Below are 25,305 nucleotides of genomic sequence, written 5' to 3'. Positions count from 1 at the left end.
AAGAAATAAAAGGAATAATAAAAAGGAGGGAATAAATGTGTAAACAAAGAAATTTGGGGGATCTGTGGTTTTTCAAGCGATTTAAATGCGGCTGCGCTCGCATTGGCGTTTATATTGGGATTATTGTATTTATTAGTGCTGCTATAGTTGTTGCATTATTGCCACTTAATTCTATTGCGTATGCGAAAAGCAGCTATAACGCAGCCAAAGGATTGCATATAGCAAATGTTTCTGTTATGACAAAACAGAAAACTGTTCGCACTCAAGGCGAGTACATGTTTACTAAACGTGCTGCTTCGCTACTTATAACTTTTGATGGATTGGACGCTTCGGAAATTAGGAACGCGCATAAAGCTACTGTTAGCGTTGGAAGATATCAAATAGTGAGTGCCAAAGTTGATTTAGCTAAGATTGAGGCGGTGTCGTCGCTAGTTAATATTCGTTATAAGATCCGACCTCGAGTATTAGGAATAGTAAGAGTTGAATTGCAAAAAGAAGGAATATACGATTTGCAAGATATCTCTATAAGACTTGCTGCTGTAACAATGCATCCTAAACGCATATGGGGAGGAGTTGACTCTAATTCTCATGTTTCAAAGCAAACTAACTATATTTCTAATGAAAGTAAACTTTCTGGCAACAAATTGCGCTCTCGTAAGCCAATATTAAGTATTCCTGATTCAGTTTTGAATGCTTCAGATTTAACAAAAGATAATTCTTATAGCAAGCGTCCAAGATATATTGTTATTGACAAAACTGCTCCTCGCTTGAGTGTTAGTTATGACAACAACGCATCGTATGAAGGCAAATATTTTCGTAATAATCGAGCTTCAAGAATATTAATACAGGATGATTCGTTCGTTTTCTCGTATTTGCTTCACGATTCTTATCCTATTGCGAAAGTTTTTGCTGATGGTAAGCAGGTTATGGTACTTACAGCTAAAAGCTTTAAAAACGATGGTGTGCATACAAACGTGTGGTATGCTGATGTTTCTTTTTCGGGGGATGCTTCTTGGGATGTTCGCTATTGTGTTGAAGATTTATCGGGTAATGCGAGTTCTTCTATCAGTAATAAATTCATTATTGATACGCTTTCGCCAACTGTTTCTATTACTGGAGTGCAACAAGGCGGAGCGTATTCTCATGCTGTAGTTCCAACATTAGTTATAAAAGATCGTTGGCTAAAACCTGCAAGCGTAACGTATTCGCTGAGAAGAATGCGATATGCTAAGGAATTGCGTTCTTTTGTGTCTAGAAAAGCTGATTCGCAAAGCGTAAGTGTGCAATACGCAGGTTTTTATAATGGAATTCAAGACGATGACGTATATCAGCTTCAGTGGAGTGCTAAAGATTTAGTAGATCATGTTATTTCTGGTAAGTTGCAATTTTCTATAAATAGAAGCGGTTCCTCATTTAGTATAGATAGTTCCACTAAAGCAATGAATCGTAAACAATTGCAAAATGCTAAAGATATTCATATTGAAGAACTCAATCCTAGCGGACTGGCAAGTCCTGCAAAAATTAGTGTTATGCAAGACGGTGTAGAGAAGATTTTATCAAAACAGGATTTTTCTGTAAACAGTCGCACAGATCGTGGCTGGCAACGATTGACTTACACTATTTTTAAACGGAATTTTGCCGATAACGCTCATTATCGTGTGCGCATTATGTCAGTAGACAAGGCAGGCAATCATTCTTGTAGCGAAAATGCAGTTAGCAAAAAAGAAGGAATGTTGCAATTTGCACCAGCTTCCGTGCAATTTACAGTAGATAATCTTGCTCCAATCACAACAGTGTTTGATATGCAAAATAATTCTACTTATCGCACTAATAAAGAAGGAAAAACTTTACGCATTAGTGCAAAAGATAACATAGCATTGCAATATGTAACGATCGATGTTGATGGTAAAACAAATCGTATTTGGAGCGGTAAAGATGTGAATAAATCAGTTTTATCTACAAAACTAAAACCAGACGGTTTTACTCACGACGTATTAGTAAAAGCTGCAGATTATGCGGGAAATATAACAACTTTGCAATATAAAAATGTAAAAATTGTTTCTATTGCAAATAAGCTTGTAAAAAAATCTGAAGCAGATAAAAAATCTAAAAATAGCGAGAGTAAAGATGCTGATAGTTCTGATGATGGTTTAGATGATGATTCCGACAATAGCTCCGATAACGATGATTGGATAGCTCGTTCGCAAGTGAAAAAATCGGAAAAATCTTTTGAAAATGCTGATTCCTTTAAGCGAAAATCGGTAAATTATATAGAAATTGTGGCTTATATTGGCACTGGAATTATAGCAATTCTTTGTGCTGCATTAGGAATTAGCATTATTTTTAAAAAGAAAATTAGCAATCAGTAAACTATTCTAATTAGTTTTGCTAGATTTGACAGGCATTGTGCGAGAAAAATAAAAAGCCCACTGCGGTGGAATGAATGCAGTGGGCTCAGTGGAGCTAATGGTAATCGAAACCACGACCTCTTCGATGCGAACGAAGCGCTCTACCAACTGAGCTATAGCCCCAATGTCTAAGACAAATCATCTTACGACAACTCTGCACACTGTACTACAAAGCTTGTATAAAAACAACATTTCTTGTAGTGCAGCGTGCTTGAGTGTCGTAAGTTAAAATACTAGTTTATTTGTTTTCTTTATTAAGTTTTGCTGCTTTCTTTGCTTTGTGCGCTTTGTATAAACCAATAAAAGTTGGCACAAGCGAGATAAGCAAAATTGCAACAATTACTAATTCAAAATTCTTCTGTACGAAATCAATCTTGCCGAAGAAATATCCAAGAAATGTGAAAAGCGACGACCAAACGAGACCGCCTAGTACAGAAAATGGTGTGAAGCGTATCCAACGCATTCCAGAAATTCCGGAGATGAACGGCATAAAAGTGCGTATGAATGGGAAGAATCTACCCAAGAATACTGCCAGCGGACCCCATTTATCAATCATTTTTTCGGTTTTTGCAACTCGTTCTGGAGTGAGCGCTTTTACTTTCCCGGATTCTACAATCTTTCGTCCGAAGAAATGACCAATAAAGTAATTGCACTGATCGCCAATAATTGGGGCTAGCCACACTACGGCAAGTAATAGTGGAAGTGGAAGCGCGCTATGACCTGTTTGAGCGTCAGGAGCTGCAAAAAACCCTGCTGCGAAAAGAAGTGAATCTCCTGGAAGGAATGGGAAGAATACTACGCCTGTTTCAATAAAAACAATGAGAAAAATAAGGCCTAATGCTGGAGCTGTGCCCATTGCAATCCAACTTGCAATAGCTGAGCGTGGATCCTTGAGTAGGTTAACAATAAAATGAATAAATCCCATAATGTCCTGTCATAAATTTTGCGTATTTAGTGACGCTTGTTAATTAAAAATCAAGCGAAACAACTGTTATTTTGAGCCTAGCAGTCGCCATAAACGGTTGACACTTTTTGTGCACACGCTATCAGTTAATTGCGTTATAACATACAATAATAGTTAGTAATGTAATGTTGCATGGTTAAAACTTGAGAAATTGCTTGGCAATTAAAGATTGGCAGGAGAAGTAACGTATGAAGTTAAATGATGAGCATGATGGTGAATATCCACAAAGTTTTGCTCCGCTAAAGCCTAGGAAACGTTCTGCTCGTGTAATCAATGCTAATGAAGTTTTAAAAAAGAATGATGATTCGAAAAGCAAAATTCCTGACGAATATGTAAACATTGGTTTGCCGGAAACAGACTTGTCGATTGCTGATTTTTCTCGTAAGCATTCTAATCCAAAGAATTGGTGGATTTATTTTGGCGTTCTGCTTGTCGCTATTGTTATTCCGTATTGGATTGGTCGCACTATGGCAGCTCGTCATACTTCGTGGGTTATTTCGCATTGCTCTGGATTATCTTCGCAAGGTGTTGTTTTTATTTCGTGGGTAATCACAGTGTCTGCTTTTACAAGTCTTGCTATGGCGTTGATTGACACTCATCGTTGGATTTGGCGGATAATGTTTGCTGTTTTTCTGGCTTTAGAACAACTTATTGCCGGATTATGCATGCTAAACATGAGCTTCTGGTATTCGACGTATGTGGTCTATGGTCATGCTTCAGGTTTAGCGAATGCGGCAAATCTTGGCATTATTTCTGCAGGTATTGGAGTAGCTGTATTTGCTGTCATTTTTGTTGGTTTGCTTGTCATTGTTCCTAAAACCTCGGCTTTGAATGTTCTTACGCGTAGTTGGGCGTCGTTCATAATGTTTTATGCAATTGAGGTTTTGGCAATTCTAGTTGTGTTATTTGGTGGCTTTATGACCGCAATGTAATATTTGGATTTTGCGAAAATAAGTTGTTTGCAAGTGGTTGTATGATAGAGACTTGGCGTGTAACGCCCGCGGATTGAGAGCGCTACAGCAGAAGGTTGTGGCACCGCGCAGTGATATTAAGGAGGACGCCGTGGCATTAACGGCTGAAGATAAGAAGAACATTATCAACGAATACGCGACGCACGAGGGTGACACGGGTTCCCCAGAAGTGCAGGTCGCTTTGCTTAGCAAGCGTATTGCTGACCTTACTGAGCACTTGAAGGAGCACAAGCACGATCATCATTCTCGTCGTGGCTTGTTGCTCATGGTTGGTGATCGTCGTCGTCTTCTCGATTACTTGAAGCGTGTTGACATCAACCGTTATCGTTCTTTGATTGAACGACTTGGCTTGCGTCGATAGTCTTGTAGCCCGGGCTTAGCTCGGGCTTTTGTATTCTTTGTGCTGTACGCAGGTACGTGTACGCATAAAAATTGTTCACATATTCACAGATTTGGGGTAAGTGTTGTGAACAATATTTAAAATTTATAACTAAAAAGAATTAACGAATAATTCAAAAAATAATTAAAGATTGATGTATAACTGAATACGGATGATTGAAGTAACCGAAACAAAAAACACTACGAAATATTGACGTAACGCAAGTGTTGCAAAGAGTGCAAATATTCGCATATAAGTAATAATGCGAAGTCGTCAATGTTATTACGCATGTTGGTTGATTAGGTAAGTTAAGAAAAGGAGGAACCCGTGGAGGGTCCCGAAATTAAGGCTGTAGAAGCCGTTATTGATAATGGTTCATTTGGTAAGCGTACGCTACGCTTTGAAACTGGTCGACTTGCTCAGCAAGCAGATGGTGCTGTTGCCGCATATTTGGATGACGATTCCATGATTTTGTCGACGACGACTGCAGGATCTAGTCCGAAGGAAAATTACGACTTCTTCCCATTAACTGTTGATGTGGAAGAAAAAATGTATGCTGCTGGAAAGATTCCAGGTTCGTTCTTCCGCCGTGAAGGTCGTCCTTCTAACGAAGCAACGTTGGCATGCCGTATTATTGATCGCCCGTTGCGTCCGTTGTTCCCACACACTTTACGTAACGAAGTGCAAGTTGTTGAAACAATTTTGGCAATTAATCCAGATGATGCTTACGATGTTATTGCTTTGAATGCGGCGTCTGCATCTACTATGATTTCTGGTTTGCCATTTGAGGGCCCAGTTTCTGGCGTTCGTTTGGCTTTGATTGATGGCCAGTGGGTTGCTTTCCCACGTTGGAGTGAGCGCGAGCGTGCAGTATTTGAGATTGTTGTGGCTGGTCGTGTGATTGAAAATGGCGATGTTGCTATTGCAATGATTGAGGCTGGTGCTGGTAAGAATGCTTGGAATTTGATTTACAATGATGGTCAAACCAAGCCAGATGAGCAAGTTGTAGCCGGAGGTTTGGAAGCTGCAAAGCCATTTATTAAGGTTATTTGCGATGCTCAAAATGAGTTGAAGCGTATTGCAGCTAAGGAAACTAAGGAATTCCAACTCTTCCCAGAATATACTGACGAACTTTATGCTCGTATTGACGAGATTGCTCATGCTGATTTAAATGAAGCTCTTTCTATTGCTGAAAAGCTTCCTCGTCAAGATCGTATCGCTGAAATTAAAGAAGGCGTGCGTGCTGCAATCGCAGAAGAATTCACTGATATGGACGAAGCCGAAAAGGAAAAGGAACTCGGCAATGCGTTTAAAGAATTGCAGCGTCAAATTGTTCGCCGTCGTATTTTGACTGAAGATTATCGTATTGATGGCCGCGGTTTGCGCGATATTCGTACGCTTTCTGCAGAAGTTGATGTTGTGCCTCGCGTACACGGTTCTGCACTCTTCCAGCGTGGTGAAACCCAGATTTTGGGTGTGACTACTTTGAATATGCTTAAGATGGAGCAGCAGGTTGATGCGCTTTCTGGTCCACAGACTAAGCGTTATATGCACAACTACGAAATGCCTCCATACTCCACTGGTGAAACTGGTCGCGTTGGTTCTCCAAAGCGTCGTGAAATTGGTCACGGTGCTTTAGCTGAGAAGGCTTTGGTTCCAGTATTGCCTGGACGCGAAGAGTTCCCATACGCTATTCGTCAGGTGTCTGAAGCTATTGGTTCTAACGGTTCTACTTCTATGGGTTCCGTTTGTGCTTCTACGCTTTCTTTGCTTGCTGCTGGCGTGCCTTTGAAAGCTCCAGTTGCTGGTATTGCTATGGGCTTAGTTTCTGGCGATGTCGATGGAAAGCATATCTTTAAGACTTTGACTGATATTCTTGGTGCAGAAGATGCATTTGGTGATATGGACTTCAAGGTTGCTGGTACTTCTGAATTCATCACTGCTTTGCAGCTCGATACGAAGCTTGACGGTATTCCAGCTGATATTTTGGCTGCCGCTTTGCAGCAGGCACATGAAGCTCGTACAACGATTCTTGAAGTTATTAACGAGTGCATTGATTGCCCAGCTGAGATGAGCCCATTTGCTCCACGCATTATTACAACCACAATTCCTGTAGACAAGATTGGTGAAGTAATCGGGCCTAAGGGCAAGATGATTAACCAAATTCAGGAAGAAACTGGTGCTGAAATCGCTATTGAAGATGACGGTACTGTTTACATTTCTTCTGAAGGCGGCGAAGCTGCTGAGAAAGCTAAGGGAATCATCGACTCTATTGCAAATCCTCGCGTGCCAAAAGCTGGTGAAACTTTCACAGGCAAGGTTGTTAAGACCACAAGCTTTGGAGCTTTTGTGAATTTGACTCCTGGAATTGACGGTTTGCTTCACATTTCACAGATTCGCAATTTAGCAAATGGTGAGCGCATTGACACTGTTGAAGATGTGCTGAAGGAAGGCGATAATGTTGAAGTTATCGTACAAAGCGTAGATGAGCGTGGCAAAATTTCTTTGGCTATTCCAGGTTTTGAGGATCAAGAATCTTCTGCTCCAGCAGTGCGTGAAAATCGTTCCCGCGGTTCTCGCGACGATCGCGATTCTCGTGACTCTCGTGGCGATTACCGTCGTTCTCGCCGTGACGATCGCGATAATCATGACCGTGCGGATCGTGCAGATCGCGATGAGCGTCCTCGTCGCCGCATGCGCGATGATCGTGACGATCGAAATCGCATGGATCGAAATGACCGATACATGGATCGCGATAACCGTTATGATGACCGCAGCACTCGTCGCGACGACCGTCGTGCAGATCGTGATGACCGTTACAGCGATAACGATTTTGATGATCGTCCTCGTCGCCGTGTGCGCGATGACCGTGACAATCGTTACGAAAATCGTGACGACCGTGAAGAGCGTGCAGACCGTGACGACCGTGAAGATCGTTCAAATCGTCGAGATTCAGAAAATCGTCGCGTATCTGATAGAAAGCCGCGTTATGCAGCTGATGACGATCACTATGACGAGTATCGTTCGGCTCGTGAAGAGCGCGCAGAGCGTCCTCGTCGCCGCGTGCGTCGCGATTTTGATCCATTTGAGGAAGATTAATTGCGCAAATAGTATTAAAGCAAAATTATTGCTAGATACTAAATAAAAATAAATATTCGTAGAAATGCCTTCAAGCTGCGTTTGCGTTTGGAGGCATTTCTTTTAGATAGCTATTTAAATGTTTTATGTAATCTGTGCAATAAAATAAAATATAAAAAGTAGTAAAATATTGTGACTGCGTAAAGTAGCGTAATGCAATAATAAATACTTACGAAAAATATAAAACTTACAAAATAGGGATGAAATATGGTTATGCATCGCGCATTAGGTTCGTTTGATACAACCGCTATTGGTTTTGGCGAAATGCCATTGACAATAGAAAACAATCTTGGCCACGATATGGGAATTGAAACAATTCACGCAGCTCTTGATGCAGGTTGTACGCATATTGACACAGCTTGGGCATATTACTGCTCTGGTGGTGAAGAACAAACTGGCGAAAAGCTTGTTCGTGAGGCTTTAGAAAGCTGGAAAGGCGACAAATCTTCTATTTTGGTTGCTACTAAAGTCGGTCACTTCCGTAACTTTACTGACGGGCGACCAACGTGGGGTAAGGATGGTAAGCCAGAGCATTTGATTGCGCATGCCAAAGAGTCTGCAATGGCTCTAGGCGTTGACACTATTGACTTGCTTTACTTCCACAGGCCAGATCCAGAAGTTCCATACAATGAGTCTATTGAAGCAATGCAAGAGTTGCTTGATGAAGGTGTGGCTCGAGAAATCGGTATTTCTAACGCTTCTGTGGAACAAATCGATATTGCGCGCAACATTTTAGGAGAAAAGCTAGTAGCAGTACAAAATCAATATTCTCCAGTTCATTTAGAGAATGAAGATACGTTGCAATATTGCGAAAAGCTTGGAATTGCTTTTGTTTGCTGGAGTCCATTAGGTGGATTCCGTCATCCTTATGACGAGCATCTTTTCGATCCATTCCGCAAAGTTGCTGAAGATCATAACGTAAGTTATCAGCAAGTAGTTTTGGCTTGGGAGCTCGCTAAAGGCGATCACATATTTGTCATTCCTGGAGCTCACAGACCAGCTACAATTTTAGATAGTTTGAAAGCTTCCGATTTGCAATTAAGCAATGAAGAATTGGCTTATTTAGGCTGAAAGAAAACAATAAAATGCAAGAAACAAGCGTAACTGGTATGCCATTGCCTCACGAAGATGAGGATGGTACGCCAATTCCTGTAACCATTCCAGTGCCGTTAGGGTCTCGCACTCATGCAGTTTTTACTACTAGACTGGGTGGAATTTCTGAAGGTTCATTTGCTTCACTTAATTTAGGCGGACGCGCAGGAGATAGTGAGGAGGCTGTAGCAAGCAATCGCGCAGCTTTACAAAAAGCTTTGCAAGCTGACTTGTCGCTTGTTGCTCAAGTTCATAGCAGAGAAGTATTTGACGCAGATAGTGTAGTAGATTCATGGAATACTTCTTACGGCTTTGATGCAACAGGTTTTGCGGATTCGCAATTGAGAATTGAAGCAGATGCGCAAGTTTCAACTGCGTGCTCGCTTGCATTAGGAATGTTTGCTGCAGATTGTTTGCCAGTTTTACTTGCGGACGACGAAGCTGGAGTAATCGCTGCAGCGCATTGTGGACGAAAAGGATTGATGGCTGGAGTGCTTGATGCTGTCATCGAAGCAATGTGCGAAAAGGGAGCTGAGCGTTCTCGTATAGAAGCAGTGCTCGGTCCGTGTATTTGTGGAGATTGCTACGAAGTTGGTGAGAGTATTGCGCGCGATTTTGAAAAACGTTATCCGCAAACTGTAACAAAAACGCGTTTCGGTGGAATTGGTATTGATATTGCTGAAGCTGCACGCATTGATTTAGCGCTCGCAGGAGTTGCGAATATTGTTGACGCTTTGCCAAGAGTTACTGCAGCTACGCAATATTTGCAGGAAGATGAGGAATTGCGCACGATTTGCGAAGTAGATGGGGAAGGCGAGTCTTTGCCGGAACGTTTGCAAAATTTGCAAAACCCAATGTGCACTTTGGAAAATCCGCTATGGTATTCTCATCGACGTGCTAGTTTAGCTGGAAAATCGCATGAAGGTAGACTTCTTGCTTTAGTAATTCGCGACAAATAATCGCATATGCTATATAAACATTACTGTATTTGAGCTAGGTAGTAAGTGCAGTTGTGTGAGCTTAGCAAAAACGTGCGCAACACACGAGTGTTTTTTGCTTGTAAGTGATAGCGTTGATTCTGATGGTGTAGCACAGCGTTTTGTGCAGCTGTGTGGGGGCTTGTGAAAGGAATATTATGGTGGCTGATTTATTTCCAACCGCGTTGCGTGGGTACGATAAAGACAAGGTAAATGAAGCATTTGCAAACTATGAGCGTACTATTTCTCGTCTGCGTGAACAAGTGCGTTCAAGCGATGAATCAATTTTGCAATTACAAGCGCAATTGCAAGAAGAAAAAAATAATGTAAAACGTGCAAAAAGCGGAAATACTTTTGCATCCTTAGGTGCAAATGCGCAACAATTGCTGGCATCTGCAGAGCAGACTAGTTCTCAATTGCTTGAGCGCGCTAAGCAAGATGCTGCATCAATTAAAAAGAATGCACAAGCACAAGCTGGAACTTTGCTGAACAATGCAAAACTGGATGCTGCACATTTAATGCAAGAAGCACAAACTAAAGCAGACACAATGCTTTCCAATGCCACGCAAAAGTCGACACAACTTATGCAAGCTGCACAAGAAGATTCTGCACGTTTGCGCGATACTACTGCTAAAGATGTGCAAGCTCAAAAAGACGCTGCAGAATTAGCTTTACAAAACACTCAAGAAGAACATACGAAGCGCATGGCTTCTGAGCGCGCTCAGCAAGAAAGCAGCATTTCGCAACTTAAGTCGGAAGCTGCGCAAAAAATTGCTGAGCAGCGTGCGGCTGCAAACGAAGAGATTGCACGTGCTAAAGCTGAAACAAACGATCAGATTGAATCTGCTCTTGCAGAAGCAAATAAAAAGCTTGCTGATATGCGCGAACACGCTTCGAAGATGATGGCTGACGCACAGCGCAAAGCTGGCGAAATTACGGATGCTGCTGCTGCTAAAGCTCAAGAAATTGCAGATGATGCTCAAGTTGAACGCACGCGTACGTTAAGCCAAGTTAGTGCAGAAGTTGAGCAGATTCGAGCAGATATTGCTGCTCAACAGGAGGAAGCTACAAAGAAAGTCAATGCCTTGCTTTCTGGTTTGAAAGAGAAAGAAAGAGCAGCTCAGGAAGAAGCAGATGCTTTGGTTGATCGCGCAAAAACTGTTCATCAAGAAGCTGACGAATATGCAGCGCAAACGCATCAGGCTGCGGATAGTCAGGCTGCTGATATTGTGCGCAAAGCTATGCAGGAGGCAACTGCTCAGGTTGAAGAGCGTAGAGCTGCAGCGCAGCAAGAGCTTGATGGCATGACGACTCGATTAACCCAATTGCAGCATCGTGAGGCAACTATTACGCAGCGCGTTACGGAATTGCGTTCGCTGTTTGCGAATGCTTTCTCTGGATTTGATTTTGGGGATGCTCAACAAAACCAACAAGTTGCGCAAGCTTCTGACGATAATGAGGATTCGTCGGATGCTCAATCTTCTGCAGATGCGAAGCAGGCTCAGCGAGATGTTCAAGCTGCGTTGGCTGAATCTGAAGAAGCTAACGAGTCTCAAGAAGACCAAGACACAGATAACCAATAAAGAAAATATTGTAAAATTTGTAGATTGGCTTAAACATCGTACGCTAGAATGTGCTGGTATTTGAATAAATATTTGAAATAAATATTGATAATTAACAGGAAAGGTAGCATTGTGACTGAAATCACTGCTCTAACTGATGAAAAATTACAAGGTTTGCGTGAGGATTTTGACGCAAATCCTTTAAACCGTTTAGCTATGAATGGTGTGACTGCTGCTGGTATTGATAAAGTCGCGCGTAATTATGATCGTGCGCGCTTATTGCAGCGTCGTTTTTCTACCATTGTTGACAACGGAGATGCAACACATCAGGATCGTTCTGGCCGTTGCTGGCTGTTTAGCTCGTTGAACGTGGCTCGTTTCATTGCGAAGAAATCTCTTGGATTGAAGGAATTTGAGTTTTCTCAAAACTACGCAATGTACTACGACAAGCTTGAGCGAATTAACTACTTCTTGAAGGATGTTGCTGCTTTGGTGCGTGCAGGTGAGCCTTCAGATTCTCGCTTGATTCAGCATTTGTTGCATGACGTTATGGGCGATGGCGGCCAGTGGACCATGGCTATGAACGTTTACAAGAAGTATGGTGCTGTTCCTAAGGATTTGTTCCCAGAAACTGCTTCTTCTAAGAATACTGGTGCTATGAATACGCAGTTGCGTGCGCTTTTGCATACTGCTGTTGCTCATATGTATGTGAATGCCACTGAAATTGATGAGATTATTGCGGATGCTACTGCTGCAGGTCACAGGATTTTGACAATTCACTTGGGTGAGCCACCTAAGAGCTTCGATTGGGAGTGGACTGATAGCGACGGCAAGTTCCATCGCGATGGTGAGATTACGCCAGTTGAGTTCTGGAAGAAGTATGTGAATGCTGGTCTTGAGGATTATGTGTGCTTGGTTGACGATCCTCGCGCTGAACATCCTAAGGGCAAGAAGATTGCTATTGAGCACTTGGGTAATGTTGCTGGCGGAGACGCAACCGAGTATTTGAACGTGCCAAACCAGTTTATGAAGGATTGCGTGCGTAAGATTTTGGTTGAGAAGGGCATTCCAGTGTGGTTTGGTGCCGATTGCCATCCTATGATGGATCGCGAGAATGGCGCTTGGGCTACTGATTTGTTCGAGTATGGTCGCGTTTATGGCGTTGATTTTGATTTGGATAAGGAAGCGCGTGTGCGTTTTGCTGATTCTGCAATGAATCACGCTATGGCTTTTGCTGGTGTGGATGTTGCTGATGATGGTACGACTACTCGTCGTTGGCGCGTAGAGAACTCTTGGGGCACTGATATTGCAGATAAGGGTTACTTTACGATGAGTGACGATTGGTTCACTGAGTACGTGTATGAAGTTGCAGTGCCGAAGAATCTGCTTCCGGAAGAATATCGCAAAGCCCTAGAAGAACCAGCAATCGTATTACCGGCGTGGGATCCAATGGGCGCATTAGCATAGCTTGAAATCATTAGGATTTCAAGCTAACCTAATGTGCCGAGCTTGCTCAAAGTTGAAAGCACGGTGTGCTTTCAACGCAAGCTCGGCGGTGTACGCATCTTTATTTCAAGATGCGTACACCGACCCCACCAAGTTAGGTTGATTCTCTCCTCGCACCCACCGATCACACCAAGCACAGTTTTTATAGGATGGTGACAAATGGCTTCTACAGCTGAGCAGCGTACTTCTCGCGCGGTAAAGAAGGAAGTTGAGGAGGGGCGTAACCCTCTTAATTCTGCGAAGTTTCAGCGCTGGGAAGACCAGGTTGGCGTGGATCGCATAATAAACCGCCGCGTGCTTGAGCTGGAGCCTTTGCCAACTCCTGCTCAGGTGCTTGGTGAGTTACCATTGTCGCCGTATGCGCAGGATATTGTTGCTGAGTCGCGCGATGAGATTCGTAGCTGTTTGAATGGCGAAGATGATCGCTTGTTGGTTATTGTTGGCCCATGTTCTGTGCATGATCCTAAGGCTGCTCTTGATTATGCGAGTCGTTTAGCTAAGTTGCGTTCGGAGCTTGAAGATGAGCTTCTTATTGTTATGCGCGTGTATTTTGAAAAGCCGCGCACAGCTCTTGGCTGGAAGGGTTTGATTAACGACCCGGATATTGACGGAACGCATGATATTCATAAGGGTTTGTTGCTTGCGCGTAAGACTTTGCTCGGCGTGTTGGATGCTGGTTTGGCTGCTGCTACTGAATTTTTGGAGCCGACCAGCCCTCAGTTTATTGCGGATGCTGTGAGCTGGGGTGCGATTGGTGCGCGTAATACTGAGTCTCAGATTCATCGTCAGCTTGCTAGTGGTCTTTCTATGCCGGTTGGTTTTAAGAATGCTACGGATGGTTCTGTTTCTGCGGCTGTAAATGGCTGCTTAGCTGCGAGCCAACATCATACGTTCTTTGGTATTGATCATCTTGGTCGCGCTTGTGCTGTGCAGACTCTTGGCAACCCTGATTGTCACGTGGTTTTGCGCGGATCTAGTAAGGGGCCGAATTATGATGCTGCGTCGGTTGCTTCTGCTGTGGCTTCAATTCGTTTGCGTTTGGGCACTGGTTGTATGGCTTCGCACGGCGTGGTTGTGGATTGCTCGCATGGTAATTCTGGCAAGGATGAGCGTCGCCAGATTGAGGTTGTGCGTGAGATTGCGGATCGTTTGGCTGCGGGTGAGCAGGGCATTAAGGGCGTGATGATGGAGAGCTTCTTACAGGGTGGTAATCAGGATCCTGCTCCTCTTAGCGAACTTGAATATGGGAAGTCTATTACGGATCGTTGCATTTCTTGGGAAGATACTGCCAATTTGCTAAGAATTTTAGATAAATCTGTAGCAACTCGCCGTAGAGCTTAGAGCTTAGAGATTGTAGTAAGATAATCTCAATTAATTTCTACTTGGCTTATATTCCTTACTGTATTTGCCGCCTATTTTTGCATTATATTTTGCGTACAAGGGAGTGTGTTGAAATGTATAACGAAGACTTGAATAAAGCGAATAATGGGAATAATGCGAATAAAGGTTTTGCGTGTAAAGCGTTTCCGATTGTGAAATATGTGCTGTTTGCTTTGATTGCCACTGGCGTTATTTTACTTGCTTTTGCGTGGTATCGTGGCACTCATAGCGCAGGGTACACGTTTGTTACTGATTCTGCACTGTGGTTTAGCGTTTTTATGCCGTTTGTAACTGGAATTGTTTTGCTTGTTTTTGCTAACGGATGGCGTCGCATTGTTGGCACTTTAGTTTGTGTATTGCTTATAGCTGGATTTTTCGCTTTTCTTGCTCTGCAGAATCAAATTATTGCGTTTTTCAATGTTCCTGTTGTGAATCCTTGGTTTGATTTTACGTGCGAAGCATTGCTGAAGATTGCGACTTTAACTTTTGTTATTATGACTTTAGTATGCGTGTTTTTGGTTAAGAATAACGATAAATGCGTAAGTGGCGAAGTAAAAAAAGGATGATTCTTAATGTCTAATACTGAGAAAATTACTAAAGTCGCTGTTGTTGGTGCTTTAGAGGAAGAAGTTGCGCATATTGCCAGTGCGCTTGAAAACGTGACTCACGATCACTCTGCAAGTCTTGATGTATCTTGCGGCACTCTTGACTCGGCGAATGGCAGTAAAATCGAAGTCGCGGCTACTGTTGGCGGAATGGGTCTGGTTAATGCTGCTGCAACTGTGCAATATCTTATTGACGCATACAATCCTCAAGCCGTAATTTTTTCTGGTATTGCAGGAAATCTTAATAAAAATTTGCATACGAACGATGTTGTTCTTGGAAAAACTGTAAAATATCTCGATACCGATATGCGCTTAATCGGTCAATGGAAGCCATTTGCAAGCGAATTTCATTCGGATGATTATCTTCTTAAAGTAGCTAGTAAAGTGCTTACCGATATGAAAATCACGCATATCGCTGGCACTATTGCATCCGGCGGATATTTTGTTGATTCGCCAGAAAAAGTAGCGGAGGTAATTGCAGCTACTCAAGCGGATGCTGTGGAAATGGAAGGCGCAGCAGTCTTGCATGTGGCTGCTCGTAACGACGTTCCTGCACTTGTTGTGCGCGCAATGAGCGATAATGCGGATACAAAATACGAGGATTTTCACACTTTTGATATTTCCGAGTATGCGGACACTGCTGCAAAAATTACGGTAAATATTCTTCGCAATTTGTAGCATTTCGACACGCTGATGTGGTCGCCGACCTTCATTTTGCTTAAGTCGCGTTAAATATAGCGCCAAATACCGCCATTTTTGGTACCCACTTTATTTTTGCCGGTGAGGTTTTACCCACCTGTTTACGATGGTTGCGTTAATAAAAAAAGATAGGGATTAATTAAGAAAATGCGCCCAATTCGCAATACGGCTATAGGAACGCGAAAATGTGGTGGGGCGCAAGGCAATTCTTCGCGAAAGGAAAGAAGAATATGCGTAACGATATGAATAAGTCAAATATGAATAAATTTAATACGACTAAAAGCGCACTTAAGTTCCGCAGTATTGCTGCGGCGGCGCTAACTTTCGGCTTGTGTGCAACCTGCTCTGCTTGCGGAGACAATGTTCCTGCTGATAATTCCAATGCGTCAGGTTCGCAAAACACTAAGATCTCCGGCAATTTCCAAGGCTCGGGTGCTTCTTCCCAGCAGGTTGCAATGGAAGCGTGGATTGCAGGATTCCAATCTAAAAATCCGGGTGCAAAAATTGCTTACAATCCTACTGGTTCTGGTGCTGGCGTTACCACTTTTATGACTGGTGCCACGGCTTGGGCTGGTTCAGACAAAGCATTGAGTAACGACGAAGTTGAAAAGTCTAAGTCGGTTTGTGCTCATGGAACTACGGCTTTCGATGTGCCTGTGTATGTTTCACCAATTGCGATTATTTTCAACCTTAAAGGTGTTTCGGATGTTGGCAAGCATATTAATTTGGACGCTTCGACGATTGCTAAAATTTTCGACGGAAAAATTACGCGCTGGAATGATGAGGATATCAAGAAACAGAATCCTAAGCTAAAGCTTCCAGACACCCCGATTACTGTTGTTCACCGCTCCGATAAGTCCGGTACAACGCAGAATTTCTTAAGCTACGTGAAGGATGCAGCCCCGGACGATTGGAAATATGATCTTTCTGAAAACTGGCCGAATAGTGTCGGTCAAGGTGCAAAGGGCACTTCGGGCGTTGTATCTACTATTCGCATGGCAAATGGTGCGATTGGTTACGCTGATTTTTCACAGGTCGGTAAGCTCGGTACTGTTGCAGTGAAGGTGGGGGATACTTACAATGAGATTTCTCCGGAAGCTGCTTCTAAAACTTTAGCTGATTCTGAAATTGACGCAGACGCTTCTGCAAAATATCCTAATCGCGTTGTTATGAAAATTAATCACAATACGCAATCTAAGGGTGCTTATCCAATTGTGTTAGTTTCTTACGATATTGCTTGCCCGGTTTATAAAGATGCTGGAACTGCTCGATTTGTGAAGTCTTGGCTTAGCTACGTAACTAGCGCGGAAGGGCAGAATGCTGCTTCTTCTGCTGCTGGAACGGCTCCACTTCCACAAAATTTGGTAAGCAAAATTAACGCATCGATTAAGTCTGTTAAAACAGGAAAGTAAAAACTTTACAAACTGATATTATGAACGTATCGGTTATAAAGGAGAATGATTGAGTTCTACGAAAAATGCGAAAGCAGTTGCGAATAGTGCAAACGAAACTGCTCAAATTTCTGAGAGCAATAGCAAAAATTATGTTGGCACTCATCTTGTAGACCGTCTTTTTAAAGGCGTGGCTGCAGGCTGTGGCATGCTAATTTTGCTTGTTCTTACAGCAGTTGCAGTATTTCTGCTGTTTCGTGCTTTGCCGTTATTAAGTGGAAATCACGATCAAGTAAGTCATGTGTTTGCTGATTTTACTGGTGGTAAAGCGCATGATTTTATAAGCTATGTGGCTCCGCTTATTTTTGGCACAGTGCTTATGTCTGCGCTCGCACTGCTGTTCGCATTTTTTGTGGCAATTGGTATTGCTCTGTTTATTTCGTATTATGCGCCTAAAAAAATTGTTCCGCTTTTAAGTGGAGTAATTGATTTGCTTGCGGCGATTCCGTCCGTAATCTATGGTTTATGGGGTGGATTGGTTTTGGTTCCAGCTATGTATCCTTTCTGGGATTGGGTTTCTAAACTTTTTGGCTGGATTCCGCTATTTTCTGGTCCGGCGGCTAATCCTTCTCGTTCTGCTGCTACGGTTGCATTAGTTTTGGCTGTGATGATTTTGCCGATTATTACTTCTATGGCTCGCGATATTTTTCAGCAGGCTCCGCGTTTGCAGCAAGAAGGTGCGCTCGCGCTTGGCGCTACAAAGTGGGAGATGATTAGATTAGCGGTTCTGCCGTTTGCAAAGTCTGGTATTGTGTCGGCTTCTATGCTTGGGCTGGGCCGTGCTTTGGGTGAAACGATGGCAGTTTTGATGATTTTGTCTCCTGGATTTACTTTTGGTATCAATATTTTCAAGGCTTCTCAAAATCAAACTATTGCCGCAAACATTGCAGCGCAGTATCCGGAAGCGAACGGACTTGGCGTAAGTGCGCTTATTGCAACCGGCTTAGTTTTGTTCGTTATTTCTTTTGCAGTCAACTTTATTGCTCGCAAAATTACCGGAAAGGCGGGCGCATAAATGGAGCATCAAATTAATAAATCTAACGAAGGTGCTGAAGTCTTCGCAGAAAATTGCGTAGAAAATCGCGCAGAAAATTCTGCGGCTTCGGTTATTGACTTCAACAAATTCCGCCCAACTCGCTCACACATAGCTGCGCGCAAACGTAAAGACATGCTTATGCGCGTGCTGATTTTCTTGTCTTTTGTTGTGGCACTTATTCCGCTTATTTCTTTGCTTTTAACAACCATTATCAATGGTATTAAGCGTTTAAATTTTGATTTTCTCACTCATAACATGACTTACGTTGTGGGCGGAAATGCTACTGGAACTGGCGGTTACGGCGGAATTTTGCACGCGATTATTGGAACTCTTGAAATAACGCTAGGAGCTATGGTTATTTCAATTCCGATTGGTTTAATGTGTGCTGTTTATTTGGTTGAGTATGCTCGCGGAAACAAAATTTCGCGCATAATTAATCTGCTTGTTGACGTTATGAGTGGTATTCCGTCTATTGTTGCTGGATTGTTTGCATTTTCTATGTTTGCTCTTCTTGCTGGTCCTGGCACAATCAATGGTTTTGAAGGATCTGTGGCTCTTTCGCTTCTTATGATTCCAACAGTTGTGAAGTCTTCTCAAGAAATGCTAAAAATCGTGCCTAACGATTTGCGCGAGGCGTCTCTTGCTTTGGGAGTTACTCAGCAGCGCACAATTACAAAAATCGTTTTGCGCACTGCTCTTCCGGGAATTGTGTCTGGCTGTATTCTTGCGGTTGCGCGCGTTATTGGCGAAACTGCACCACTTCTTATGGCTTCAGGCTTTATTGCTTCCACGAATCTCAATTTATTTGATGGGCAAATGACGACTTTGCCGGTGTACGTTTACCAAGAATATTCCAAACTTTCTGCGAATTGTCCAGCTAATGCGCCGGCTTCTTGCGTAACGTCAATTCCAATGGAGCGCTCGTGGGCTGCAGCTTTAACGCTTATTGTGTTGGTGTTGTTGCTAAATATTTTGGGGCGAGTTGTAGCTCGAGTGTTTTCTGTAAAGGCGAAATAAAGCGAAGTAAATCTTAAATAAAGTGAGTTAAAGCAAAGCGAATTAAATTTTTAGAAAGTGAGCATAAAATGGGTCAACGAATTGATGTGAAGCATCTTAATATTTACTATGGTGATTTTCTTGCTGTAGAAGATGTGAATATTAATATTGAGCCAAATAAAGTGACGGCTTTTATCGGACCTTCCGGATGTGGAAAATCAACAGTTTTGCGCACTTTAGACCGCATGCACGAAATCACTCCTGGCGCGCGAGTAGAAGGTCAAGTGCTTCTTGAAGGCCGCGATTTATACGGTAAAGACGTGGATCCTGTGGCTGTCCGCCGCGATGTTGGCATGGTTTTCCAGCGTCCAAATCCTTTCCCAACAATGTCTATTCGAGAAAACGTGCTCGCTGGAGTTCGTTTGAATAATCGCAAAATTGCTAAGAGTGATGCTGACGATTTAGTTGAGTGGGCTTTACGAGGCGCGAACTTGTGGAATGAAGTTAAGGATCGCTTAGATAAGCCGGGTATTGGTCTTTCTGGCGGTCAGCAGCAGCGACTTTGCATTGCTAGGGCTGTGGCTGTGCATCCGCAAGTTTTACTTATGGACGAGCCTTGCTCAGCTCTTGACCCTATTTCTACGTTGGCTGTAGAAGATTTGATTAATGAGCTTAAGCGTGACTACACGATTGTGATCGTGACTCATAATATGCAACAGGCTGCGCGTGTTGCGGATTACACGGCATTCTTTAATTTGAAAGCTGTAGGTCAGCCGGGGCATTTGGAATACTTTGCAGACACGACTACTATGTTCAACAATCCGCGCAACGCTGAAGCTGAGCGTTATATTTCCGGTCGTTTTGGCTGATTTGTTATATACTTCTTTGATTTCGGTGTATTTCCTTGGTCAGCACGTGCGCGTAAGGTCAGAGCTGTTCGGTTGTTCAAAGGTTTCGTAATTTTCATAATTTTATGTGAGATTTTGTGATGCCTTCGTTCATTCGACGAGTCGCAGTAACCTCTGCGTGAATGCCCAAATGTAATTGCGTACGCGATTGCTCAAGTGCTTTCGCCGCGCTTTTCTGGTCTTTTGCGCTTGTAAACCAAGGAACAGAGAGTATATGGAAAAGTTCTTCCATCTCAAAGAAAACGGCACGAATGTATCAACGGAGATCACTGCAGGTCTCACTACATTCTTCGCAATGTCGTATATTATCGTCGTAAATCCAATGATTTTAAGCCAAACTGGCATGCCTAAAGGTGGCGTTTTCCTCGCTACAATCATCGCAGCAATCATTGGTACCCTTGTTATGGGCTTGTTTGCTAACGTACCTTACGCACAGGCTGCTGGCATGGGTCTTAACGCATTCTTTACTTACACAGTTTGCTTCGGCCTGCATTTTACTTGGCAAGAGGCCATGTGCATGGTGTTCTTGTGCGGTTTAATTAACATTATTATTACCGTTACCAAGATTCGTAAAATGATTATTCGTGCCATCCCGACTTCGCTTCAACAAGCAATCGGCGGTGGCATTGGTTTATTTGTGGCCTATGTGGGCATGATGAGTGTTGGCTTGATTACTTTTACTTCCAAGGATCCTGCCGCCGCTGCAAAGAGTAAACCAACTGCTGCTATTCCAGGTCTTGCTGTTATGAATAACCCTGTGCTTTGGTTATTCCTTATTGGACTTCTTTTTGCTATTGTTCTTACAGTTCTTAAAGTTCGCGCAAGCTTGCTTATTACAATTATTGCAACTTCTTTAATTGGTATTCCTTTGGGATTGACTTCTTTGAACAATGCAGTGTCTGTTACTGATGCTTTTGCTCAGCTTCCAACTACTTTCGGTGCTATTTTTAGCGATAAGGGTTTTGCATCTTTGTTTGCTGATCCTGCTCGTTTGCCGCTTGTGTTGGTAACTATTTTCGCATTCTCAATGTCGGATACTTTTGACACTCTCGGCACCTTTATTGGTACTGGCCGTCGTACAGGTATCTTCTCTGAGGCTGACGAAAAGGCTCTTGAAAACGGCTCCGGATTTAGCTCCAAGATGGATCGCGCATTGTTTGCTGATTCTATTGCTACTTCTGTTGGCGCAATTTGCGGTACTTCTAACACCACTACTTATGTAGAATCTGCTGCTGGTATTGGTGCCGGTGGTCGCACTGGTTTGACTTCCGTAGTTGTATCTATTTGCTTCGCGCTTTCTATTGTTCTTGCGCCTTTTGCTTCTGCAGTTCCTGCTGCAGCAACTGCAGGCGTGCTTGTTGTTGTTGGTTGCATGATGGCAAGCTCCTTGAAGGAAATTGCTTGGGACGATATTTCCGAAGCAATTCCTGCATTCTTTGCTGCCGTATTTATGGCGTTCTCTTACTCCATTTCTTACGGCATCGCTGCAGGCTTCATCATGTACTGCTTAGTTATGACTTGCAAGAAGCGTGCTAAGGAAGTTCATCCAATGCTTTGGATTGTTTCCTTGCTGTTCTTGCTTGATTTCGTTGCTAATGCAGTGCTGTAAAATGTGCATTTAATGTAAGGGTGCATTTTGCAAGTAGTGAACTTGTGAAACATAAAATATAAAAGTAAAAATTAAAAAATTCGAGGGTATGTAAATTACATGCCCTCTTTTTTATTTCTATAGTATTTCTCTTGACATTGTCCTAACGGCGTATTAGACTTGCCCAACGTAAACCACAGACCGTTGGCGGAATTAAAAATTCCTGAAATTGATGTGTCAGGCCAGCACAGGTTGAGCGATGATTTATAGCGAATTTCGTTATGAGTCGAAAATTTAAGCACATTTTAGTGTTTTTATGTTGCTCTGCCAGTGCGCAGGGCTTTTTTATTGCCCTGTTTATTACGCTTGATGCATTTCTTTCACCTACGGCCAATTTAGGAAGGAACGCCATGAAGAGGCCCGAAAAGGAAGCGGTAGTTGCCGAGCTTACGAAACTTTTCCGTAATGCAGACGCTATCTACCTCACCGAGTACCGCGGGCTTACCGTTCCGCAGATTTCTACTCTGCGCGAAAAGCTAGGCCGCGATACTTCCTACTCTGTGGCTAAGAACACGCTTGCTCGTATTGCTGCTAAGGAAGCGGGCATTGAAGGTCTCGACGAGCTTCTCGCCGGTCCAACTGCAGTCACCTTCGTTAAGGGTGATTTCATTGAGGCTGCTAAGACCTTGCGTGATTTTGCCAAAGAGAATAAAGCCCTCGTAATCAAGGGCGGTTTCGCAGATGGAACCGTTTACGATGCCGAAGGTGCAAAGCAGCTCGCCGACTTGAAGTCGCGTCCACAGTTGCTTTCCGAAATGGCCGGCGCGCTCAAGGGCACCATGTCCAAGGCCGCTTACCTGTTCAACGCATTGCCAACCAAGGCAGTTCGTACAATCGACGCTTTGCGCGAGAAGCAGGAAAAGGCCGCTTGATTCCCTTGCAGCTTGCTGCATGAGACCAACCAAATGTAAAAATGTTATGGTCGTAAGGCATAAGGTATGCCCGGCCAAGTAAGAAAGGAAGCCAATTATGGCTAAGCTCACTAACGAAGAGCTTCTTGAAGCTTTCGGTGAAATGACCCTCGTTGAGCTCTCTGAGTTCGTCAAGGCATTCGAAGATAAGTTTGATGTCGAAGCTGCTGCTCCTGTAGCCGCTGTTGCCGCTGCTCCAGCTGCTGCTGGTGCTGCTGAGGAAGAGAAGGACGAGTTTGACGTCGTTCTCACCGCTGCTGGCGATAAGAAGATTGCAGTCATCAAGGCTGTGCGTGCTTTGACCAGCCTCGGCTTGGCTGAAGCTAAGGCTCTCGTGGATGGCGCTCCAAAGGCTGTTCTTGAGAAGGCTAAGAAGGAAGACGCTGAGAAGGCTAAGGCTGCCCTCGAAGAGGCTGGCGCTTCCGTTGAACTTAAGTAGTTCTAACTTTTTGTTGCTTTGCGCGTAACGCAGTTTTATGCGTGCGTGCATAGTGAAAATTAGGCGGTAGGATTATTCCTGCCGCCTTTTTGTTGCGCTGCGACCTTTTCTTTACTTGCGCGTAAAGTTTCTGCCGCGCGTGTTATGCGAAGGTTGATGACAAGGCTAACGACAAGAAGGCTGATAAGAAGGCTGAAGCTAAGAAGGCTGATAAGAAGAAGGCTGCTCCATTGGCTAAGACCGGTGCTGCTGTAGCTTTGGCTGCTGTTGCTGCTTCTGTGCTTGCTGGCATGGGTGCTGCTCTTCGCAAGATCCGTCACTAAGCTGAAATCTGATTCAGCGATGAATCATTTGTGCTTTAGCTTACTGGTTGATCGTTGAATCGGTTTTACTGTGAATTACTTAGTCTAGTGTGCTGAAAGGTGCGCTAGACTAAGTGCTTTTGTAAAAAATTTTGTGCTCTGCACGCTGTGTAGATCTTTTAGTTTTATACAGCAATTAATTGGTTTGCGTTTGCTTGTTGATATGGTTTGCCAAATTTCCTTTTTTACTATTGATTCAGGCTTCGTTAACCGATTAATGCTGAGCACTTTGCGTTGTTGCTTTCCGCTAGGGACGGTTGGTAATATCGCAAGTTTCGAGGCTCGGAAGTTTCTTCCGAGCCTTTTGTTATTTCCATTTGCATAAAGATTTTAAAAATTATTGCAAATAAAATTCTTTGCAAAAGTTCTAGTAAAATTCCTTATAAATTTTCTTGTAAAATCTTCAAATATGAATATGTGATATTTTTATGCTTAAAATCAACAAATACTAGCGCAATATACACAAAGCATGACACAATAGTAAGTAATATGTTTTTTGAAGGGAGCAGATCACGTGAGTGAGCGACAAACCGTGCAGCGCTGGATGATTACAGTTGGTGGTGTCGAGCAGGCACGTGTGGGTGCAGGTCAGTCTGTAGAGATTGGTCGAAAGCCTATACGCCCGTTGCGTGAAGATGGTTTCGCGCGCGTCGACATAGTGGATAATAAACGTTCTATGTCAAAGAGGCATGCGCTGCTAATTGTAGACATGCGAGGCGTGGCAACAATACGAGATTTGCATTCAACTAACGGTACATATTTAGTCAGCGCAAATGGTGATTTGCTGCGTCTAGAGCCTGATGTTGATTTTCAGCTTCCAGATAACTTAATGCGCATGCAATTCGGTGATGTTCCTGTTGATTTTGTGCGTGTAGAAGAAGAATCTGCTGAAGTTGAAAAAGATAACGCAGTGCGTAATCTGTTCTCTTATGCTACAGATGAATCGCATGATGAGCCTGCAGCTTCAGATTTATCAGTAGATCAAATTCTTGATTTGCGCGCTGGTGAGCCAACAGGTGTTTTCCATGCTCAATCAGTTTCGCATCCTGGATTGTCTTGGAAACAAGGCATGCAGAATCATACTCAGCTCAATGATGATTCGCAAACAGATGTTGCTCCAATCAATCATGATGTAACTTTGCCTGTTATGCGAGAACAGCAGGAGGCTCCTGTAGAGCCGCGTAATTTATTTGCAGATGCGCAAGCGATTCAGCAAGAAAGTTCAACTAAAGAAGAACCTTCGCAACAAGATTCTGTGATTTCTTCGGTTTCTGCAGTTGATCAAGCTGATTCAGTTGCTCAGGTTTCTCCGGTTGCTCAAGCTTCTCCGGTTACGCCAGTTAATCCGGAAACAAATGTATTGCAAAACGAAAGTTCTCAAGAATTTCTAGTATCTCCATTAAATTCAACTGAAACTTTTGCTGAAAATATTGCCAATACTTCAGCTTTTAATGGTGCAAATACAGGTTCTAATAATCTCGATATTAACAGTTTTGGCTCTACGAATCTCGGTACTACAAATCTCGACTCTAATAATCTCGATATTAACAATTCTGATGCGGAGTACACACCTGCATTTGAGCCAGGCTCCGTATTTGAAAAAGTATCAAAAGGCGAATTTGACTCTCAAGAAAATGTAGTGGAAGCCGGCGGATTTACGTCAAAAGAAGCTGAAGAAAGTAGTGATTTTTCAAAGCAATTTGAGATGGCGCAATATTCGCAGTTGCTTCCGTTTTTGGCTGCAAACACTGGGTTATATGATGACTTATACGCGTGGCTCGCAGCTCAAGGTAATTCTGAAGTAGATGCTGCACTAGCTAGAAACAGCGGTTATAGTGCATATCGCAAAGCTATTGAACAGTAAGCAAGTAGG

General features: G+C 43.2%; 20 protein-coding genes, 1 tRNA gene and 1 pseudogene. 20 read left to right on the top strand and 2 right to left on the bottom strand.

Going from position 1 to position 25,305, the window contains the following annotated elements:
* The first annotated feature begins 35 nt into the window (after nucleotides 1–35).
* Nucleotides 36–2,369: a hypothetical protein gene (locus P0108_RS01385; protein ID WP_473730697.1), complete on the top strand. Its 2,334-nt coding sequence runs from the start codon at nucleotides 36–38 to the stop codon at nucleotides 2,367–2,369.
* Between the two features lie 89 nt (nucleotides 2,370–2,458).
* On the opposite strand, the gene P0108_RS01380 is transcribed toward P0108_RS01385, so the two are convergent.
* Nucleotides 2,459–2,531 (bottom strand) — tRNA-Ala (locus P0108_RS01380).
* A 115-nt stretch (nucleotides 2,532–2,646) separates the two neighbouring features.
* Entirely contained in the window at nucleotides 2,647–3,333 is a 687-nt protein-coding gene (locus P0108_RS01375) for a DedA family protein (protein WP_004109778.1), read from the bottom strand.
* Nucleotides 3,334–3,560: 227 nt separating this feature from the next.
* Here P0108_RS01375 and P0108_RS01370 point away from each other — a divergent pair, with 227 nt between their 5' ends.
* From P0108_RS01370 to P0108_RS01280, 19 genes and pseudogenes are all read left to right on the top strand, one after another.
* A complete protein-coding gene (locus tag P0108_RS01370) occupies nucleotides 3,561–4,304 on the top strand; it encodes a hypothetical protein (RefSeq protein ID WP_004109776.1) in 744 nt (247 codons plus the stop codon).
* Nucleotides 4,305–4,434: 130 nt separating this feature from the next.
* A complete protein-coding gene (gene rpsO / locus P0108_RS01365; RefSeq protein WP_004109774.1) occupies nucleotides 4,435–4,704 on the top strand; it encodes a 30S ribosomal protein S15 in 270 nt (89 codons plus the stop codon).
* A gap of 345 nt (nucleotides 4,705–5,049) precedes the next feature.
* Nucleotides 5,050–7,821: a polyribonucleotide nucleotidyltransferase gene (locus P0108_RS01360; protein ID WP_473730696.1), complete on the top strand. Its 2,772-nt coding sequence runs from the start codon at nucleotides 5,050–5,052 to the stop codon at nucleotides 7,819–7,821.
* 246 nt (nucleotides 7,822–8,067) lie between these two features.
* Nucleotides 8,068–8,931, top strand: a complete 864-nt coding sequence (locus tag P0108_RS01355) for an aldo/keto reductase (RefSeq protein ID WP_076002605.1) — start codon at nucleotides 8,068–8,070, stop codon at nucleotides 8,929–8,931.
* 14 nt (nucleotides 8,932–8,945) lie between these two features.
* Nucleotides 8,946–9,911, top strand: coding sequence for a purine nucleoside phosphorylase YfiH/LACC1 family protein (locus P0108_RS01350; protein ID WP_064622117.1), 966 nt, complete (start codon nucleotides 8,946–8,948; stop codon nucleotides 9,909–9,911).
* A gap of 176 nt (nucleotides 9,912–10,087) precedes the next feature.
* Complete coding sequence (locus P0108_RS01345) at nucleotides 10,088–11,512, top strand: coiled-coil domain-containing protein (RefSeq protein ID WP_064622115.1); 1,425 nt, start codon at nucleotides 10,088–10,090, stop codon at nucleotides 11,510–11,512.
* Between the two features lie 111 nt (nucleotides 11,513–11,623).
* Entirely contained in the window at nucleotides 11,624–12,958 is a 1,335-nt protein-coding gene (locus P0108_RS01340) for a C1 family peptidase (protein WP_064621721.1), read from the top strand.
* A 198-nt stretch (nucleotides 12,959–13,156) separates the two neighbouring features.
* A complete protein-coding gene (locus tag P0108_RS01335; RefSeq protein WP_064621722.1) occupies nucleotides 13,157–14,338 on the top strand; it encodes a 3-deoxy-7-phosphoheptulonate synthase in 1,182 nt (393 codons plus the stop codon).
* A gap of 113 nt (nucleotides 14,339–14,451) precedes the next feature.
* Nucleotides 14,452–14,943, top strand: a complete 492-nt coding sequence (locus P0108_RS01330; protein ID WP_064621723.1) for a hypothetical protein — start codon at nucleotides 14,452–14,454, stop codon at nucleotides 14,941–14,943.
* Nucleotides 14,944–14,949: 6 nt separating this feature from the next.
* Nucleotides 14,950–15,660, top strand: a complete 711-nt coding sequence (gene mtnN / locus P0108_RS01325) for a 5'-methylthioadenosine/S-adenosylhomocysteine nucleosidase (RefSeq protein ID WP_064621724.1) — start codon at nucleotides 14,950–14,952, stop codon at nucleotides 15,658–15,660.
* Nucleotides 15,661–15,866: 206 nt separating this feature from the next.
* Nucleotides 15,867–17,093 carry a phosphate ABC transporter substrate-binding protein PstS gene (pstS, locus tag P0108_RS01320; protein WP_473730695.1) on the top strand — a complete coding sequence of 409 codons (1,227 nt, stop codon included), beginning with the start codon at nucleotides 15,867–15,869 and terminating at the stop codon, nucleotides 17,091–17,093.
* 106 nt (nucleotides 17,094–17,199) lie between these two features.
* Nucleotides 17,200–18,147 (top strand): phosphate ABC transporter permease subunit PstC, encoded by a 948-nt coding sequence (gene pstC / locus P0108_RS01315; protein WP_473730743.1) that lies wholly within the window; start codon nucleotides 17,200–17,202, stop codon nucleotides 18,145–18,147.
* A complete protein-coding gene (gene pstA, locus P0108_RS01310; RefSeq protein ID WP_473730694.1) occupies nucleotides 18,148–19,185 on the top strand; it encodes a phosphate ABC transporter permease PstA in 1,038 nt (345 codons plus the stop codon).
* Nucleotides 19,186–19,253: 68 nt separating this feature from the next.
* Nucleotides 19,254–20,033: a phosphate ABC transporter ATP-binding protein PstB gene (gene pstB / locus P0108_RS01305; protein ID WP_004109757.1), complete on the top strand. Its 780-nt coding sequence runs from the start codon at nucleotides 19,254–19,256 to the stop codon at nucleotides 20,031–20,033.
* 253 nt (nucleotides 20,034–20,286) lie between these two features.
* Nucleotides 20,287–21,681, top strand: a complete 1,395-nt coding sequence (locus P0108_RS01300) for an NCS2 family permease (RefSeq protein WP_012913808.1) — start codon at nucleotides 20,287–20,289, stop codon at nucleotides 21,679–21,681.
* A 389-nt stretch (nucleotides 21,682–22,070) separates the two neighbouring features.
* Nucleotides 22,071–22,592 carry a 50S ribosomal protein L10 gene (gene rplJ, locus P0108_RS01295; RefSeq protein WP_004109752.1) on the top strand — a complete coding sequence of 174 codons (522 nt, stop codon included), beginning with the start codon at nucleotides 22,071–22,073 and terminating at the stop codon, nucleotides 22,590–22,592.
* Nucleotides 22,593–22,689: 97 nt separating this feature from the next.
* Entirely contained in the window at nucleotides 22,690–23,070 is a 381-nt protein-coding gene (gene rplL, locus P0108_RS01290; RefSeq protein WP_004105575.1) for a 50S ribosomal protein L7/L12, read from the top strand.
* Nucleotides 23,071–23,219: 149 nt separating this feature from the next.
* A pseudogene (locus P0108_RS01285) lies at nucleotides 23,220–23,393 on the top strand (peptidase); the annotation flags it as partial.
* Between the two features lie 553 nt (nucleotides 23,394–23,946).
* A complete protein-coding gene (locus tag P0108_RS01280; protein ID WP_415693337.1) occupies nucleotides 23,947–25,296 on the top strand; it encodes a variant leucine-rich repeat-containing protein in 1,350 nt (449 codons plus the stop codon).
* Nucleotides 25,297–25,305 lie beyond the last annotated feature (9 nt).

The sequence above is a fragment of the Gardnerella sp. c10Ua_244 genome (assembly GCF_055818055.1).
This window is presented reverse-complemented; position numbering and strand designations above follow the sequence as displayed.